Raw genomic sequence first — 15,772 nt, 5'->3', positions numbered from 1 at the left:
GAAATAATATATTTGTTACAAATAACAAGGTTGAATTAACTGATAGAATTTAAATATGAATTTCAAAAAATTAGCTTTTGCTGCCGCCATCACCGTATCGGCTGCCACTTTAAATGCCAACGCACAAAAAGTTTATAAAGAAGGAAGCCTGGTTGTTACAACCACTACGCCAATGGGGCAGATAGACTCTAAAGTGTATTTTAAAAATGATACTACCGGCGTAACCCTTCAGCAGGGGCCTGCCAATATCAAGGTAATTGGTGTGAGCGATACTTATTTTGCTGTATTGGTAGACGTACCGGTAGCTGGTAAAAAACTGGCTGCCGTTGCCACTCCTGCCGAAATTGAGGAGACGATGTCGCAGTTGCCAGAGCTTACCTTTACGCCAACTACCGAAACCAAGCAGATCTCTGGTTTCAATTGCACAAAGGTTACTGCCAAAAACACCAAAACTAACGACACTTTTGATATTTGGGTAACCAACGATATCAGCCTGCCACAGCATGGCTCTGCTGCCGATATTTATGCCAAAGCGGGCGGCGTGCCTATTGATTATTACTCTTTTCAGCAAGGTAAAGCCCACGTTGTGGTTAAATCTATAAGCGATGAGAAAGTGCCTGCCGGTATGTTTAAAATTACCGACGACTATCAGCGCATTAGCCTGACCGATCTGAAAGCTATGAGCGGACGCAGATAATAAACAACCTCTTAAAAAAGAGCCGCCCTTGTTAAAGTGGCTGCTCTTTTTATTTATATTGTGGCTGTCTAAATACTATTGATTTTAATATTTTCCCCGTATCAAATGAAACTAATATGCCTATTTATCGTTAAATAGTGCAAAAAAGCCCACCAGCTATTAATGAAGGTATTTTACAAGAACCTTAACTCGCTTCGCTTTATTGCTGCTGCATTGGTTATTATTCACCACACCGAGCAGTACAAATGGTTTAACGGACTCCCGCATTATTTTAATCATCCGGTTATCATTCTATTTGGCAAGTTGGGGGTAGATATCTTTTTTGTGCTGAGTGGTTTTTTGATTACCTCGTTACTGGTTATTGAGAAAGAACGTTTCGGTCGTATCGCCATCAAAAAATTCTATATGCGTCGTATCCTGCGCATCTGGCCGTTGTACTTTTTGATTGCGGGGCTGTCGTTTTTTGTGTGGCCGCATGTGCCTGCGCTGCACATTAGCCAAATGCCAGATCCGCGTGCACATTTCTGGGAGAACCTGCTGCTGGTGGTTTTCTTTTTGCCCAACGTGCAGTTGTTGCTGTTCAGGGCTATTCCTTACCAGGCGCAGGCATGGTCAATCGGGGTGGAGGAGCAGTTTTACCTGGTATGGCCGTTTATTGCCAACTGGGCAAAAGATAAGCGGAAGTTTCGCAATACCATAGCTGTGCTGCTGGCCGGCTATCTGTTGATTAAAGCGGCGCTGGTGTTGATTCCAGCCATCACCCATCGTTACCATAAGCTGGACGATATGGCTTATTACATCTCAGATATTTTCCAGATTGATTGTATGATGATAGGCGCACTGTTTGGTCTGTTTAATTTTGATGCAAAAGCCAAACAACTGCTAACCGGTAAAGTGCTGCAGGTGGTAGTTTATGTAGTTACTTTAGCCCTGATATCAGCCGGTGCCATGTTTGGTTATTTTTACTGGGAGATTTATGGGGTGTTGTTCGGGATCATCATCATTAACCTGGTTAATACCAATACCTCTGTCATCAGTCTTGAATTTAAGTGGATGGATTACCTTGGCAAGATTTCTTACAGCATGTACATGATACACGTGCTGATGATTAACTGCGTGATCCGCTTTTTTACCCATAACACATTGCTTATTTACCCGCTGGTGTTTTTGTGCACTATTGTGGTTTCAATCGCGTCGTACGAGTTATTTGAGAAACGTTTCCTGCATCTCAAGCAAAGTTTTGCCAAGGTGCAAAGCGGCTCAGACCCTAAAGTGGGTATGTGATTTTTACCTATTATCATTGCGAGGAGCAACTGAGGTAAGTGGGGAAGAGCGACGAAGCAATCTCGTCGCATGATTAAGCAAGCGACGAGATTGCTTCGTCACCCCGACGCTTTTTCCATGCCGTTCTTCGCAATGACAGGAGATTGTCGATTCATAGTCCGAGCCGATCTGTTTTTGTGAATATGTAGATAAATATCCGCCCGAAAACGTGATAATTAGTTTTACTTTTGCGGCATCGTAGGGTAGGGGTAAATAACTGTTTTTTAAATTGCTGTTTTAAACCATTGCCCGCTTATTTGGTATATAAATTAATGCTGCAAAAAAACACCTGGAGACGCGCTCTCCGCCTGATTTTTAGTTTAACTATTGTATTGCTGATTACCAGCCAAGCACGTGCTGCCGGTAATGGTGTCGACTCTGGCGCCGTAAACTCGTTCGCCTTCAGAACGGTGGTGATAGACGCCGGTCACGGAGGGAAAGATCCCGGTGCCCATGGCGCCTTTGCCAAAGAAAAAAATGTAGCCCTGGCCATCGCCCTGAAACTGCGCGATGCCATCAATGCCGAAATGCCGAGTATTAGAGTGATTATGACCCGCACCACAGATAAGTTTGTGGAACTGCAGGAGCGCTCTAACATTGCCAACAGGGCCAATGCCAACCTGTTTATTTCTATTCACTGTAACTCCTCGCCAGAGCGGGTAGGCAGTCGTAAAGGCGCGTTGATCCTCGTTTATGGTTATCATCGTAAAGAAGAACAAATGGAGGCATTGCGTGAGAACGCTTCTATTTACCAGGAGAAAGATTACGCCAAAAAATACGAAGGTTACAAGGGTAATGATCCGGCTTATTTCATTCTGCTCAATCTGACCATGCAAAAATACCGTGAGCAAAGTATCCGTTTCGGTCGCCTGGTTAATGAGCAAATTACCGAGCATGACGGTCGACGCAGCGATGGCGTGCACGAGCAAGGTGTACTGGTGCTGGCTCATAGCGCCATGCCCAACGTGTTGGTAGAAACAGGTTTTATCAATAACCCAACCGAAGAAAAGTACCTGGATTCAGACGAAGGTCAAAGCGAAATAGCGCAATCTATTCTGCGTGCGTTGAAGAAGTATAGGAAAGATTTTGAGCGGTAATCCCCCTAACCCCCTAAAGGGGGAACTATAATAGAAAACAAGAGAGGTGCGGCCAATTGGTCGCACCTCTCTTGTTTTTTACCCTTCATGTCATTTCGATGAGCACGCGGGGAGGAGCGGGCGTAGGAGCGGAAGAGAAATCTTGTACGAGCGATAGTCCGCTTGATTAGCATGGAGGTTTATCGCCCGTACAAGATTTTTCGCTATCGCTCAAGAGATTAATTTCTCCTCACGCCGCTACACATGCCCTCTCTTGTTCGTCGAAATGACATGATGGTAAAAAAAGGGAATGGCGACCAATCGGCCGCCATTTCCTTTTGCCTTTAAAGTATGTCATTTCGATGAGCACGCGGGCAGGATTGAGAGTAGTTTCTCCTCAGGCCACCACACATCTGCCCTTTCTTGTTCGTCGAAATATGACATGACGGTAAAAAGAGAAAAGGCTGCCAACGGCAGCCTTTTCTCTTTTATAATTTGCACAATCGCTCCCCCTTTAGGGGGCTGGGGGGCTTAAGCTGTGTAAGCTCTCGCTTTCTCCAATGCTCTATCCAATCCGCTGGCGTCTTTGCCACCCGCAGTGGCATAAAACGGCTGACCGCCGCCGCCGCCCTGGATCTCTTTGGCCAGTTCGCGTACGATGGTGCCTGCGTTCAGGTTTTTGTCTTTTACCAGGTTTTCGGCAATCATCACGGTTAAACCAGGTTTGCCGTCGGCCTCTGTTGCTAATACCAGGAACAGGTTTGGCACGATGTCTTTTAACTGGTAAGCCAGGTTTTTCACCGCGTCTGCATTTGGCAGATCCACCTTTTGGGCAATAAAGTTAATGCCGCCAATAGCCTCGGCTTTAGCTGCCAGTTCATCTTTCAGTCCGGCAGATTTTTCGAGGATGGCTTTATCAATCTCTTTCCGCAGTCGGGCGTTTTCTTCCAGCAGGTCCTCAATACTTTTTACCACATCTTTCGGGTTCTTCAGCGCCTCTTTAACTTTCTTGATAATCAGGTTCTGACCGTTGATAAAGTTTTCGGCACCTACACCAGTGATGGCTTCAATACGACGCACGCCAGCTGCCACGGCGCTCTCGGCTACAATTTTAAAGTAACCAATCTGGCCGGTAGCCTGCACGTGTGTACCTCCACAAAGCTCTTTGCTAAACTCATCATCAAAAGTAATAACGCGCACATACTCGCCATATTTCTCGCCAAACAAGGCGGTAACGCCGCTGGTGATGGCCACCTGGTAAGCTACGTTACGTTCTTCTTTCAGTGAGATGTTTTCGCGGATTTTTTGGTTAACGATAACTTCAATCTGCGCCAGTTCCTCATCGGTTACTTTGGCAAAGTGCGAGAAATCGAAACGCAGGTAATCATCATTAACTAATGATCCTTTTTGGTTTACGTGTGTGCCCAACACCTGTTTCATAGCGGCATGCAGCAAGTGTGTAGCACTGTGGTTACTGCAAATGCTGTTACGGCGACTTTGATCAACAATGGCCGTTAGCGCTTCGGTTGGGTTGGCAGGCAGTTTATCGGTAAAGTGAACAATCAGGGCGTTCTCTTTTTTGGTATCAGTAACGTGGATCACCTCGCCGTCAGGAAATACCAGCTCGCCGGTATCACCCACCTGACCGCCACTTTCGGCGTAGAAAGGTGTTTTATCCAATACTATCTGATATTGCTCTTTACCTTTTGCATTTACCTTGCGGTATTTGGTAATGTGGGCAACGGTTTCGGTTTCATCATAACCGGTAAACTCTACGCTGTCGTCATTCTGTAATACTACCCAATCGCCGGTATCAATAGCAGTGGCCGCGCGTGAGCGGGCTTTTTGCTCGGCAAGGGCAGTTTCGTAACCAGCCAGATCAACTGATAGGCCTTTTTCGCGGGCCATCAGCTCGGTTAAGTCTATCGGGAAACCAAAGGTATCTGAAAGCACGAAAGCCTGTTCGCCGGTAATATCGCCGGTAAACTGATCAAATACCTGGATGCCTTTTTCCAACGTTCTCAAAAACGCGGTTTCTTCTTCTAAAACCACCTTCTGCACAAAGTCTTTCTGGCTGTACAACTCGTCAAACACGCCCTTGAACTGATCAGCCAATATCGGCACCAACAAATTCAGGAACGGTTCTTTAAAGCCCAGGTACTGATACTGATAGCGCACCGCACGACGCAGAATACGGCGGATTACATAACCAGCTTTATTATTGCTCGGTAATTGACCGTCGGCAATAGTAAAGCTGATGGCGCGAACGTGGTCGGCCAGTACACGCATGGCTACGGCAGCGTTCCAATCAGCATCATCGGGTTTGGCAGCGCTGTTATAGGTTTTACCGCTTTTATCAGAAATGAATTGGATCAGTCCCTGGAAAACGTCGCTATCATAGTTTGATGATTTGCCTTGCAGTACGCGCACCAAACGTTCAAAACCCATACCGGTATCCACATGTTTGGCCGGAAGTGAATGCAATGAACCATCTTTAACCCGATTAAACTGCATGAATACGTTGTTCCAGATCTCAATTACCTGGTCGTGGTCGCCGTTTACCAGCGTAGCGCCATTCACTTCGGCACGCTCGTTATCCGGGCGACTATCAAAATGGATCTCGGAACATGGGCCGCATGGACCGGTTTCGCCCATCTCCCAAAAATTGTCTTTTTTATTGCCCGGCAGTATGTGGCTATCGTCAACAAACTGTTTCCACAGGTTCAGCGTTTCAATATCTTTTTCCAGGCCTTCTTTAGCGTCGCCCTCAAAATAGGTAACGTACAGACGGTCTTTCGGTAATTTATAAACTTCGGTCAGCAGCTCCCAGCTCCAGGCAATGGCTTCGGTTTTAAAGTAGTCGCCAAAACTCCAGTTGCCCAGCATCTCAAACATGGTGTGGTGATAGGTATCAATACCCACTTCTTCCAAATCATTATGCTTGCCGCTTACACGCAGGCAGCGCTGAGTATCGGCTACGCGCGCATTTTTGGCAGGCGCTTCGCCCAAAAAGATCTCTTTAAACTGGTTCATCCCAGCGTTGGTGAACATCAGGGTAGGGTCGTTTTTTACCACAATAGGAGCCGATGGCACAATAGCGTGACCCTTAGCGGCAAAAAAATCAAGAAAAGCCTGTCTAATCTCTTTAGCTGTCATATGAGGGCAAAGGTAGAAATAAGTCCGAAAGTCGGGAAGTCCGAAAGTCCGAAAGATGCTGTTTGTCTGGGGGAAGGTAAAAAGCAGGTCTGTTTTGTTGTAGAGAATGGATAAAGCCGAAAGGTTTCTGTCTCTTATTTATGACCCCATTGTCATTGCGAGGAACGAAGCAATCTCGTCGAAGGAAAGTCGGTTATGCAATTCTGTTAAGAATGTGACGAGCTTGCTTCGTCGCCCTTACAGCAATGGCAAGTAGCAAAAGGTGTTTTTGAAAACGAACGTCAGCAATTCTTCGTTTCTGTAGCCCCGTTTTCCGCTGCAAGCCGCATGCGCGGGCTTTCCGCTGCACCCGGGTTTAGTTAACAGCGGTTGTTTTGAAACAATTAATTCATGCGTCATTGCGAGGAACGAAGCAATCTCTGTACATGCAAATCATCATGTATGGAGCACTATCCTATGCAGAGATTGCTTCGTTCCTCGCAATGACGTGTGGGAGAAATTAGCGTTGATAAATAAAACTAAATAATTAGTTGTTTTTAAACTAAAGAGTTAGTAGATTGGTGTGTCGAAACTATTTCACCTTAATATATTACCATCATGGCCGAATTAAATCAATCCCCCGCAAAAAACAGCGCCCGCCGTACCCGTCCGCTTGGCGCCCGTGTAGATCTTACCGCAATGGTAGATCTTGCTTTCCTGCTGGTTACTTTCTTTATGCTGACTACCCGCCTGGAAAGACCCAAAGTAATGCCACTGGCCATGCCCGATGGCGATGTTCCCGGCGCGGTAGCAGAATCGCGCACGGTAACGTTCTGTCTTGGCGCCAATAACCAGGTGTTGCTTTATCGTGGTTTGGTGAGCAAGCCGCTGGCCGGTCCGCTGGTAGTGGGGTATGGTAAAGATGGCCTGCGCAAAGCCATCACCAGCATGACGGCCCAGATCAAACTGAATACTGGCGGCGATATGATAGCCGTTATCAAACCCAGCGATCACTCGCAATATGGCAACCTCGTAAGCATGATTGATGAACTGAACATTACCAACTCGCAGCGCTACGCCGTAGCCGACATTGCCAAAGAGGATGTGGATTTGCTGAAGCTGAAGAGGGTGTACTGAACTAATTGTCATTGCGAGGAACGGTAGAGGCAGTGAGCCGGCGTGACGAAGCAATCTCGTCGCTTACTTAACCATGCGACGAGATTGCTTCGTCACTCTTACCCGCTCTTCCCACGCGTTCCTCGCAATGACACAATTACTATGCTAATAAGCTGATAAAACTCCTATCTTCGCTCTCATTACAATCGTTTCCTAAATATACACACCAAGGCATGCCAATAAGCGCGATGCCGCTATCAGGTTCCGCCATCCGGCGTTGGACCAAATAACTCCTATTTGTATATTTATAGTGAAACATTATCATGATACTTATTGATCCATCGATAGATGCTTTTTATAGCCAAAGCAGCGAGGATACCCGGTTAACAGTAGGCCTCGGTCCGCTTGAATTTGAACGAAATAAAGAATTAATTGCCCGCCATTTGCCCCCCGGTAAATGCCTGGTTGCCGATGTGGGTGGCGGCGCAGGTCACTACGCCCAATGGCTGGCCGGGCTGGGGCATCATGTCATACTGATAGATCCGGTGCTCAAGCATATCCGCCAGGCCGAGCGCCGGTCTAAACAAGGCAAGCCTTTTAAAACTATACAGGGCGAGGCGCGCAGATTGCCATTGGACGATCACAGTGCCGATGTAGTGATCCTGCACGGGCCGCTCTACCATTTGCAAGAGGAAGCAGACCGAATTGCCACTATAAAAGAGGTACGCCGTGTGTTGCGGATAAACGGGGTGGTGCTGGCTTTTGCCATTACCCGTGCGGCTACTGCAATTGCCGCTTTACAAGGTGGTATGATCCACCAGCCTGACGTATTTGCCATGTGCCGCGAAGAGTTACAAAGCGGTAACCATCATCCGCCGTCAAATTTTCCCGGTATGCTGGCCCAGGCCTATTTTCATCGCCCTGATGAATTAGTAGCCGAGTTTGAATCGGTCGGCTTTCAAGCCACAGATCAGCTCCCGGTAGAAGGTATGGCCTGGCTGGATGGCCAGTTCTTCCAAAGCTGGGCATCGCCTGAGAAGCGCCAACGGCTGCTGCAACTCATCAGGTTGACCGAGCGGGATAGAAGTTTGCTGTGTTTGAGCCCGCACATGATGGGCGTATTTGTCTTGAACCTGGATGTCTGAACCTGGATTCGTGGGATTTGAAGGATTTTCGGGATGCCAGTTCATTTGTCTGCCTATGGTCATCCCGAACTTGTTTCGGGACCCCAAATGCAAAGTGAACGTTATCGCTGGTCCTATGGGGTGCCGAAACAAGTTCGGCATGACGTGCTTTTGTTATTTACTATAGAGACCTGTATCCTGTAAATCTTTAAAATCCCACGATTCCTGGTTCAGACGGTTCTTTTTTTCTTTTCGCCTGATAATAAAAAAATTGAAAGTAAGTTTTACCTTTGTACCCTGAAAAATTAGGCTGCAGCCAGTGGGTTTTGAACAGATAAGTGCAGTTGCGCAGTTGGAATTTTAATGATATAGATTAATTATAAAATCCACCTTTATAAAAGATATTGCCGTTTGCGCAGCATCTTAATGTTAGCATGGGATATAAAGAGCAGATAGACTTATCAAGATTACCCGAACACATTGCCATTATTATGGATGGTAACGGCAGGTGGGCTAAGGGCAAAGGCAAGCTGCGTGTTTTTGGTCATCACAACGGTGTGGTGTCTGTAGATGATGTGGTTGAAGGCGCCGGCCTGATTGGTATTAAATACCTTACCTTATACACTTTCTCGGCCGAGAACTGGAACCGTCCTAAACTGGAAGTTGCGGCCATTATGGAGCTGCTGGTAAGCACCATCAACAAGCATATTGCCAAATTGATGAAAAACAATGTGCGCCTCAACGCCATTGGCGATTTGGATATGCTGCCGCCTAAATGTCTGAAAGAGCTTAATAACGCTATCCAAAAAACATCAACAAATACCGGTTTAGTGCTTACGCTGGCTTTGAGCTATGGCTCTCGCCGCGAAATATTGCACTCGGCCAAACAAATAGCCGCTAAAGTTTTAAAAGGCGAACTGAGTGTAGATGATATCGACGAAAAAGTTTTCAGCGATAACCTGTACACTGCCGATATGCCTGACCCTGAACTGCTGATCAGAACCAGCGGCGAATACCGCATTAGTAACTACCTGCTCTGGCAAATAGCTTATGCCGAGCTGTTCTTTACACAAAAGTTATGGCCCGACTTCCGCAGGGAAGACCTTTACGAGGCAATTTTAGATTACCAGAGCCGCGAGCGCCGCTTCGGCAAGACCAGCGAGCAGGTTAACTAATATTTTTAACTTTAACACTTTTTAACAAACGTATAAACTATTTTTAGCCACCAAAATATTCGAATGAATAAATATATTTTTGCTATTCTTTTCTTAGTACTCAGCTCAGCAGTAGTGGCTCAAGTTCCCAATCAGCAGCGTTTTCGCGTACCCACAGGTGGCGGCTCTGATACCCTTAGTTATCTTAATCCTAAAGAATATATTATTGGTGGCGTAACCGTTAGCGGTATCAAAAACCTTGATAAAGACATTCTGCTACAGATAGCAAAACTGAACAAAGGCGATAAGATCACCCTGCCCGGCGATGCATCAGCCAAAGTAATTAAAGACCTGTGGACCCAGGGCCTGTTTGATGACGTGAAACTGAACGTTACCAAAATAAACGTTGATACAGTTTACCTGGACATTGCCGTTCAGGAGCGTCCGCGCCTTTCCCGCCTGCACATGACCGGCGCCCGTAAAGGTGAAATTGAAGACCTGCAAAAGTCACTGAATGATAAAACGGGTAAAATTGTGAACGAGAACTTGTTCAACACCATTACCACGGTTATCAAAAAGCATTATAACGAGAAAGGCTATCTGAACACCACCGTTGATATTAAGCAACGCCCTGACCCGGGAGATGCTAACAACGTGATATTGGATGTTGCGATTGATAAAAAGCAGAAAGTGAAAATTGCCCACGTTTATTTTGAGGGTAATAAAGCCATGAGCGCTGCCAAGCTGAAAGGCTACCTGGGCAAAACCAAAGAGAAGAAGTTTTATAACATTTTCGGTTCAAAGAAATTTAAAGAGACCCAGTATACTGAGGATAAGCAAACGCTGGTAGAGAAAATGCAGGGCAATGGTTACCGCGATGCCGAGGTAATGAGCGACTCTGTATGGAAAAATACCGACAACACGGTAAACATTAAACTGAAAGTTTACGAAGGCCCTAAATATTACTTCGGTAATGTGAAATGGTCTGGCAACGCCCGTTACCCGGCAGACTTTTTGAACAAAGTGGTCCGTATTAAAAAAGGTGACGTTTTCAGCGAAGAAGAGCTGACCAAACGCCTGAGCGGCCCGACAGCTAACAGCGATGACGTAAGCTCGCTTTACCTGAACGATGGTTACCTGACCTACAACGCAGATCCGGTACAAACCCGTGTTTATAATGATACTATTGACCTGGATATCCGTATCTATGAAGGTCCGCAATACACCATTAACAAGGTGATCTTAAAAGGTAACGATGTTACTAACGACAAGGTAGTGCTGCGCGAGATCACGACCAAACCTGGTCAGAAATTCTCTAAAGAAGGTATTGTACGCAGTACCCGCGAGATATCTCAGTTAGGTAACTTTGACGAGCAGAAGATTGACCCGAAACCTACCAATATTAACCAGGCCGATGGTACGGTGGATATTGTTTACAACGTGGTTGAAAAACCATCAGACCAGGTGGAGCTTTCAGGTGGTTTTGGTGGCGGTCAGCTGGTAGGTACGTTGGGTTTAACTTTCAACAACTTCTCGCTGCGTAATATCTTTAACCTTAAAGCTTACCGCCCGCTGCCAAAAGGCGACGGTCAGAAACTGAGCCTCCGCGGTCAGGCTAACGGTAAAAACTACCAGAACTACTCGTTCACGTTCTCAGAGCCTTGGTTAGGTGGTAAAAAACCAATCTACTTTGCGTTGAGCGCCTACACTCAGTTAAGCTCAACCGGTGATTATCTGCCAAAAACAGACCCTAACTACAACTACCTGCGTATCAATGGTATTGGTGTAACCCTGGGTAAACGTTTAAAATGGCCGGATAACTACTTCCAGCTGAACTACTCATTGAACTTTGACCACTATAAACTGGATAACTTTACCGGTTACCTGTTTAGCAATGGTACTTCATACAACATCAAGTTAACACAAGAGTTGAGCCGTAACTCGCTGGATGCACCTATCTATCCAACTTCGGGTTCAAACATTAAGTTTACCGTACAGGCTACGCCTCCATACTCGTTGTTTAACAACACCAACTATGCCATTGCAACACCAGAGCAACGCTACCACTTTGTAGAGTACCACAAATGGAAGTTTGATGCCCAGTGGTTCGAGAAGATCTACGGCAAGCTGGTGTTCATGTCGCAGGTGCGTTTTGGTTTCCTGGGTTACTACAACTCAGCTGTGGGCCAGTCGCCGTTTGAGCGCTTTAAAGTGGGTGGTGACGGTATGCAGAGCTACCAGTTCCTGCAAGGTTCAGAGATCATCGGTCTGCGTGGTTACAAAAACTTCTCTATCGTGCCGGTGGGTTCAAACTATACTGCCGATACCAACCCGGGCAGCCCTATCTACAACAAATACACTATGGAGGTGCGTTACCCGGTTATTGCCAGCCAGAGCGCTACAATCTTCATGCTAACCTTTGCTGAAGGTGGTAACGTGTGGAACAGCTTTAGCCAGTTCAATCCGTTCAACGTTCGCAGATCAGTGGGTGTAGGTGCCCGTATCTTCCTGCCAATCTTTGGTTTGCTGGGTCTTGATTACGGTTACGGATTTGACAAAATACCTGGTATACCAGATGCGAATAAAGGACAGTTCCATTTTTCAATTTCTCAAAGCTTAAATGGCGGATTTAATTAAATTTGAGAAAATCCAGATTTATGAAAAAGATCCTCTTATCACTCGCTATTATATGTTTGGCCGCAACTGCATCGTTTGCACAGCGCTTTGCTTATGTTGATTCTGAGTATATTCTGAAACATATCCCAGACTATGCATCGGCACAAAAGCAACTGGCAGCGCTGTCAGACCAATGGCAAAAACAGGTAGACACACGTTTTCAGGAAATTGATCGTTTATATAAATCATACCAGGCCGATCAGGTTTTAATGACGGCCGATATGAAGAAACGCCGCGAGGCGGAAATAGTGGAGAAGGAGAAAGCCGCCAAAGATTTTCAACGTCAGATTTTCGGTCCGGATGGTGATCTGTCCAAAAAAAGTAATGATCTGATTAAACCAATTCAGGATAGAGTAGCCAAAGCAGTACAAGCCGTGGCCGAGTCTGAAAACCTGGATATGGTGTTTGATAAGAACAGCGAGGTGATGATGTTGTATGCTAATCCGCGCTATGATAAAAGCGCTGCGGTAATAACCCGATTAGGTTTAAAGCCAGGGGTTTTGGCAAAGTAAAAAAATGTATAATTGCATAAATTAATAAAACAAAGAACAAGAACAGTACAAATGAAAAAATTAGTAAAAGTTGCTTTAGTTGCAGGTTGCTTACTGCTGGCTGGTAATTTAGTTAAAGCACAGTCAAAAATTGGATATTGCAACTTCAATGCGCTGGTACAACAAGCTCCGGAGTTTAAATCTGTACAAGGTCAGATTGATGCATATCAAAAAACTTTCTTAGATCGTTTACAGGCAATGCAAAGCGAACTGCAAACCAAAGCAGAAGCTTATGATAAAAACAAAGCTACCATGACCGATGCTACCCGCACCGCTACCGAAAGCGAACTGCAAGACCTGAACAAACGCATCCAGGATTATAACAACACCGCTTCTCAGAGCGTTCAGCAGAAATATGGTGACCTGTTAAAACCACTGACTGACAAGCTGCGTGCTGCTGTTAGCCAGGTTGCTAAAGAAAAAGGCTACACTTACGTGTTAGACACTTCAAACACAGACCTGCTGGTTGCTCCAGAAGGTGATGACCTGTTAGCTGCTGTAAAAGCTAAAGTTGGTATTCCTGCTTCAGCTGCTCCAGCTCCGGTTAAAAAATAATTGCACACAAAAAATTAAAAGCTAAAAAGCGCCTCAATAAATGGGGCGCTTTTTTAGTTTTGCAGCATGCCGGCACAGCAACCCATAGGTGTTTTTGATTCAGGTTACGGAGGGTTAACCGTTTTTCGTTCCATAGCAGCACAACTGCCGGGGTATGATTACGTTTATCTGGGCGATAATGCCCGGGCGCCCTATGGCAACCGGTCTTTTAGCACCATCTATCAATATACATGGGAGTGTGTACAGCAGCTGTTTAAAATGGGCTGCCCGCTGGTTATCCTGGCGTGCAACACGGCATCGGCCAAGGCGCTGCGCAATATCCAACAGCTAGACCTGCCAAATGGAGATCCCACCAAACGCGTGCTCGGCGTTATCCGTCCTACGGCGGAGGTTATTGGCAGCTACTCTAAAACCAAACAAATAGGAGTATTGGGCACAAAGGGTACCGTTCAATCAGAATCATACCTGATAGAGATTAACAAGTTCTCTCCTGATGTGCAGGTATACCAACAGGCATGTCCCCTATGGGTACCGTTGGTAGAAAACGGTGAGCACAATCAACCCGGGGCCGATTATTTTATCAAGAAATACCTTGATGCCGTAATGGCGCAATCAGCCGGTATTGATACGTTGCTCCTCGCCTGTACTCATTATCCGTTATTACAAGAGAAAATCGAAGCCTACCTGCCGCAGCACATCAAGGTAGTGCCCCAGGGCGATATCATTGCCGCCAGCCTGGCCGATTACCTGCAACGCCATCCCGAAATGGAAACCCGCCTGAGCAGAACAGGCACGCACCGTTTCTTCACCACCAGCGACGACACTGCCGACTTTGATAAAAACGCTTCATTGTTTTTGGGCAGCGAAGTGAAATCGGAGTATTTAGAATTGTCTTGAACCAGGATTTTTTAGATTTAAAGGATTGACAGGATACCTGTTGATAGTTATAACCGCAGAGATCACTGAGGTTTTAAATCTATGTGTACTCTGTGCATACCTTTGTGGCCTCTGCGGTTAATTTATCCTGTCAATCCTTTAAATCTAAAAAATCCTGGTTCAAGACCATAACCAAATGGCATGGATAATTACAAAAATCTATCAATTTAATAGACTAAAATTTATGGCCTTTTTGTGTAAGTTTGCAGCTTGATTTCAGGGGCATTGAATAATTACCTTTTATACTTCGTTATTGCTATAGGGCTGTTTGTTTTTGCGGCCTTGTTTACGCTGTTTGGCGTATATGCGGAGCGTAAAGTTTCGGCTTTTATTCAAGACCGCCTGGGTCCGACCGAGGTAGGTAAATTTGGCCTGCTCCAAACCTTTGCAGACTTTTTAAAAATGCTGCAAAAGGAGCTGATCATCCCTGCTGCAGCAGATAAGTGGCTGTTTATGGCCGCACCGGCTATTATTTTTGTGGCGGTTTACCTGGGCTTTGCTGCACTGCCTTGGGGGCCGGGATTGGTGCCTGCCCATATCAACCTGGGTTTGTATTATGTGCTGGCCATTATCTCGGTAGAAACGCTGGGTATTTTGATGGCGGGTTGGGGATCAAACAACAAGTATTCAATCCTGGGTGCCATGCGTTCGGCAGCGCAGATTATTTCTTATGAGATTCCGGCCGGTTTTGCGCTGATCTCTGTGGTGATGATTGCACAGTCGCTGGATCTGCAGGTGATCTCTGCCCAGCAGGGCGTTACCGCTCAAGAGACCATTAAATTCTTTGGCTTTTGGGATGTAACCCATATTGGCGGTATCCTGTCGTGGAATATTTTCAGGGCACCACATCTGTTGATTGCGTTTGTGATCTATTTCATCGCATCGCTGGCAGAGAGTAACCGTGCGCCTTTTGATATTCCAGAGGCGGAGTCTGAATTGGTGGCCGGTTTCCACACCGAGTTTACCGGTTTGCGTTTTGCCTTTGTGTTTTTGGCAGAGTATTCGATGATGTTCCTGGTGAGCATGGTAGCTATAGTGGTTTTTGTGGGATCATGGAACACGCCATTGCCCAACATTGGCTCAGTTCGCCTGGCCGATTGGACTACCGGTCCGGGCTGGGGCATTTTCTGGATCGCAATGAAAACGTTGCTGCTGGTAGCTGCCCAAATGTGGATACGGTGGACGCTGCCACGCTTCCGCGTAGATCAACTGATGAACCTGTGCTGGAAGGTGCTGACCCCGCTATCATTTTTATGTATGCTGATATCGGGCATCTGGCGGGTGTGGTTAATGTAATTAGTGAATGAGTGAGTTGTGAATGAGTGAATATTTGTGATCAACTCTCAGGCATTCAATTTAGATGGGTGTGAATTTAAAGACTAAATAATAACAGGATATTGAACGGTCGGTGTAGAAGTGAAAATACTCA

General features: G+C 46.0%; 12 protein-coding genes. 11 read left to right on the top strand and 1 reads right to left on the bottom strand.

From position 1 onward, the window contains the following. The first annotated feature begins 55 nt into the window (after window positions 1-55). From ABZR88_RS15810 to ABZR88_RS15800, 3 genes are all read left to right on the top strand, one after another. Window positions 56-697 carry a DUF4412 domain-containing protein gene (locus tag ABZR88_RS15810; RefSeq protein WP_107826405.1) on the top strand — a complete coding sequence of 214 codons (642 nt, stop codon included), beginning with the start codon at window positions 56-58 and terminating at the stop codon, window positions 695-697. Window positions 698-859: 162 nt separating this feature from the next. Then, complete coding sequence (locus ABZR88_RS15805) at window positions 860-1,981, top strand: acyltransferase (protein WP_107826406.1); 1,122 nt, start codon at window positions 860-862, stop codon at window positions 1,979-1,981. Window positions 1,982-2,292: 311 nt separating this feature from the next. Beyond that, entirely contained in the window at window positions 2,293-3,117 is an 825-nt protein-coding gene (locus ABZR88_RS15800) for an N-acetylmuramoyl-L-alanine amidase (RefSeq protein ID WP_107826407.1), read from the top strand. 510 nt (window positions 3,118-3,627) lie between these two features. Here ABZR88_RS15800 and alaS read toward each other — a convergent pair. Then, a complete protein-coding gene (alaS, locus tag ABZR88_RS15795; protein ID WP_107826408.1) occupies window positions 3,628-6,252 on the bottom strand; it encodes an alanine--tRNA ligase in 2,625 nt (874 codons plus the stop codon). Window positions 6,253-6,849: 597 nt separating this feature from the next. On the opposite strand from alaS, the gene ABZR88_RS15790 reads away from it, so the two are divergent. From ABZR88_RS15790 to nuoH, 8 genes are all read left to right on the top strand, one after another. Continuing rightward, window positions 6,850-7,368, top strand: coding sequence for a biopolymer transporter ExbD (locus ABZR88_RS15790; protein ID WP_107826409.1), 519 nt, complete (start codon window positions 6,850-6,852; stop codon window positions 7,366-7,368). A gap of 302 nt (window positions 7,369-7,670) precedes the next feature. After that, window positions 7,671-8,492, top strand: a complete 822-nt coding sequence (locus ABZR88_RS15785; RefSeq protein ID WP_107826410.1) for a class I SAM-dependent methyltransferase — start codon at window positions 7,671-7,673, stop codon at window positions 8,490-8,492. 413 nt (window positions 8,493-8,905) lie between these two features. Then, window positions 8,906-9,646: an isoprenyl transferase gene (locus ABZR88_RS15780; RefSeq protein ID WP_107826411.1), complete on the top strand. Its 741-nt coding sequence runs from the start codon at window positions 8,906-8,908 to the stop codon at window positions 9,644-9,646. Window positions 9,647-9,709: 63 nt separating this feature from the next. Continuing rightward, a complete protein-coding gene (bamA, locus tag ABZR88_RS15775; RefSeq protein WP_107826412.1) occupies window positions 9,710-12,262 on the top strand; it encodes an outer membrane protein assembly factor BamA in 2,553 nt (850 codons plus the stop codon). A gap of 20 nt (window positions 12,263-12,282) precedes the next feature. Beyond that, window positions 12,283-12,813: an OmpH family outer membrane protein gene (locus tag ABZR88_RS15770; protein ID WP_107826413.1), complete on the top strand. Its 531-nt coding sequence runs from the start codon at window positions 12,283-12,285 to the stop codon at window positions 12,811-12,813. 51 nt (window positions 12,814-12,864) lie between these two features. Next, entirely contained in the window at window positions 12,865-13,407 is a 543-nt protein-coding gene (locus ABZR88_RS15765) for an OmpH family outer membrane protein (protein WP_107826414.1), read from the top strand. A gap of 66 nt (window positions 13,408-13,473) precedes the next feature. Next, entirely contained in the window at window positions 13,474-14,304 is an 831-nt protein-coding gene (murI, locus tag ABZR88_RS15760) for a glutamate racemase (protein WP_107826415.1), read from the top strand. A 264-nt stretch (window positions 14,305-14,568) separates the two neighbouring features. After that, window positions 14,569-15,639: an NADH-quinone oxidoreductase subunit NuoH gene (gene nuoH, locus ABZR88_RS15755; protein ID WP_107826416.1), complete on the top strand. Its 1,071-nt coding sequence runs from the start codon at window positions 14,569-14,571 to the stop codon at window positions 15,637-15,639. Window positions 15,640-15,772: the final 133 nt, after the last annotated feature.

This window comes from Mucilaginibacter yixingensis (assembly GCF_041080815.1).
GTDB lineage: Bacteria > Bacteroidota > Bacteroidia > Sphingobacteriales > Sphingobacteriaceae > Mucilaginibacter > Mucilaginibacter yixingensis.
Note: the sequence above shows the minus strand (reverse complement) of the source record. Positions and strands in the feature narration are given on the sequence as shown.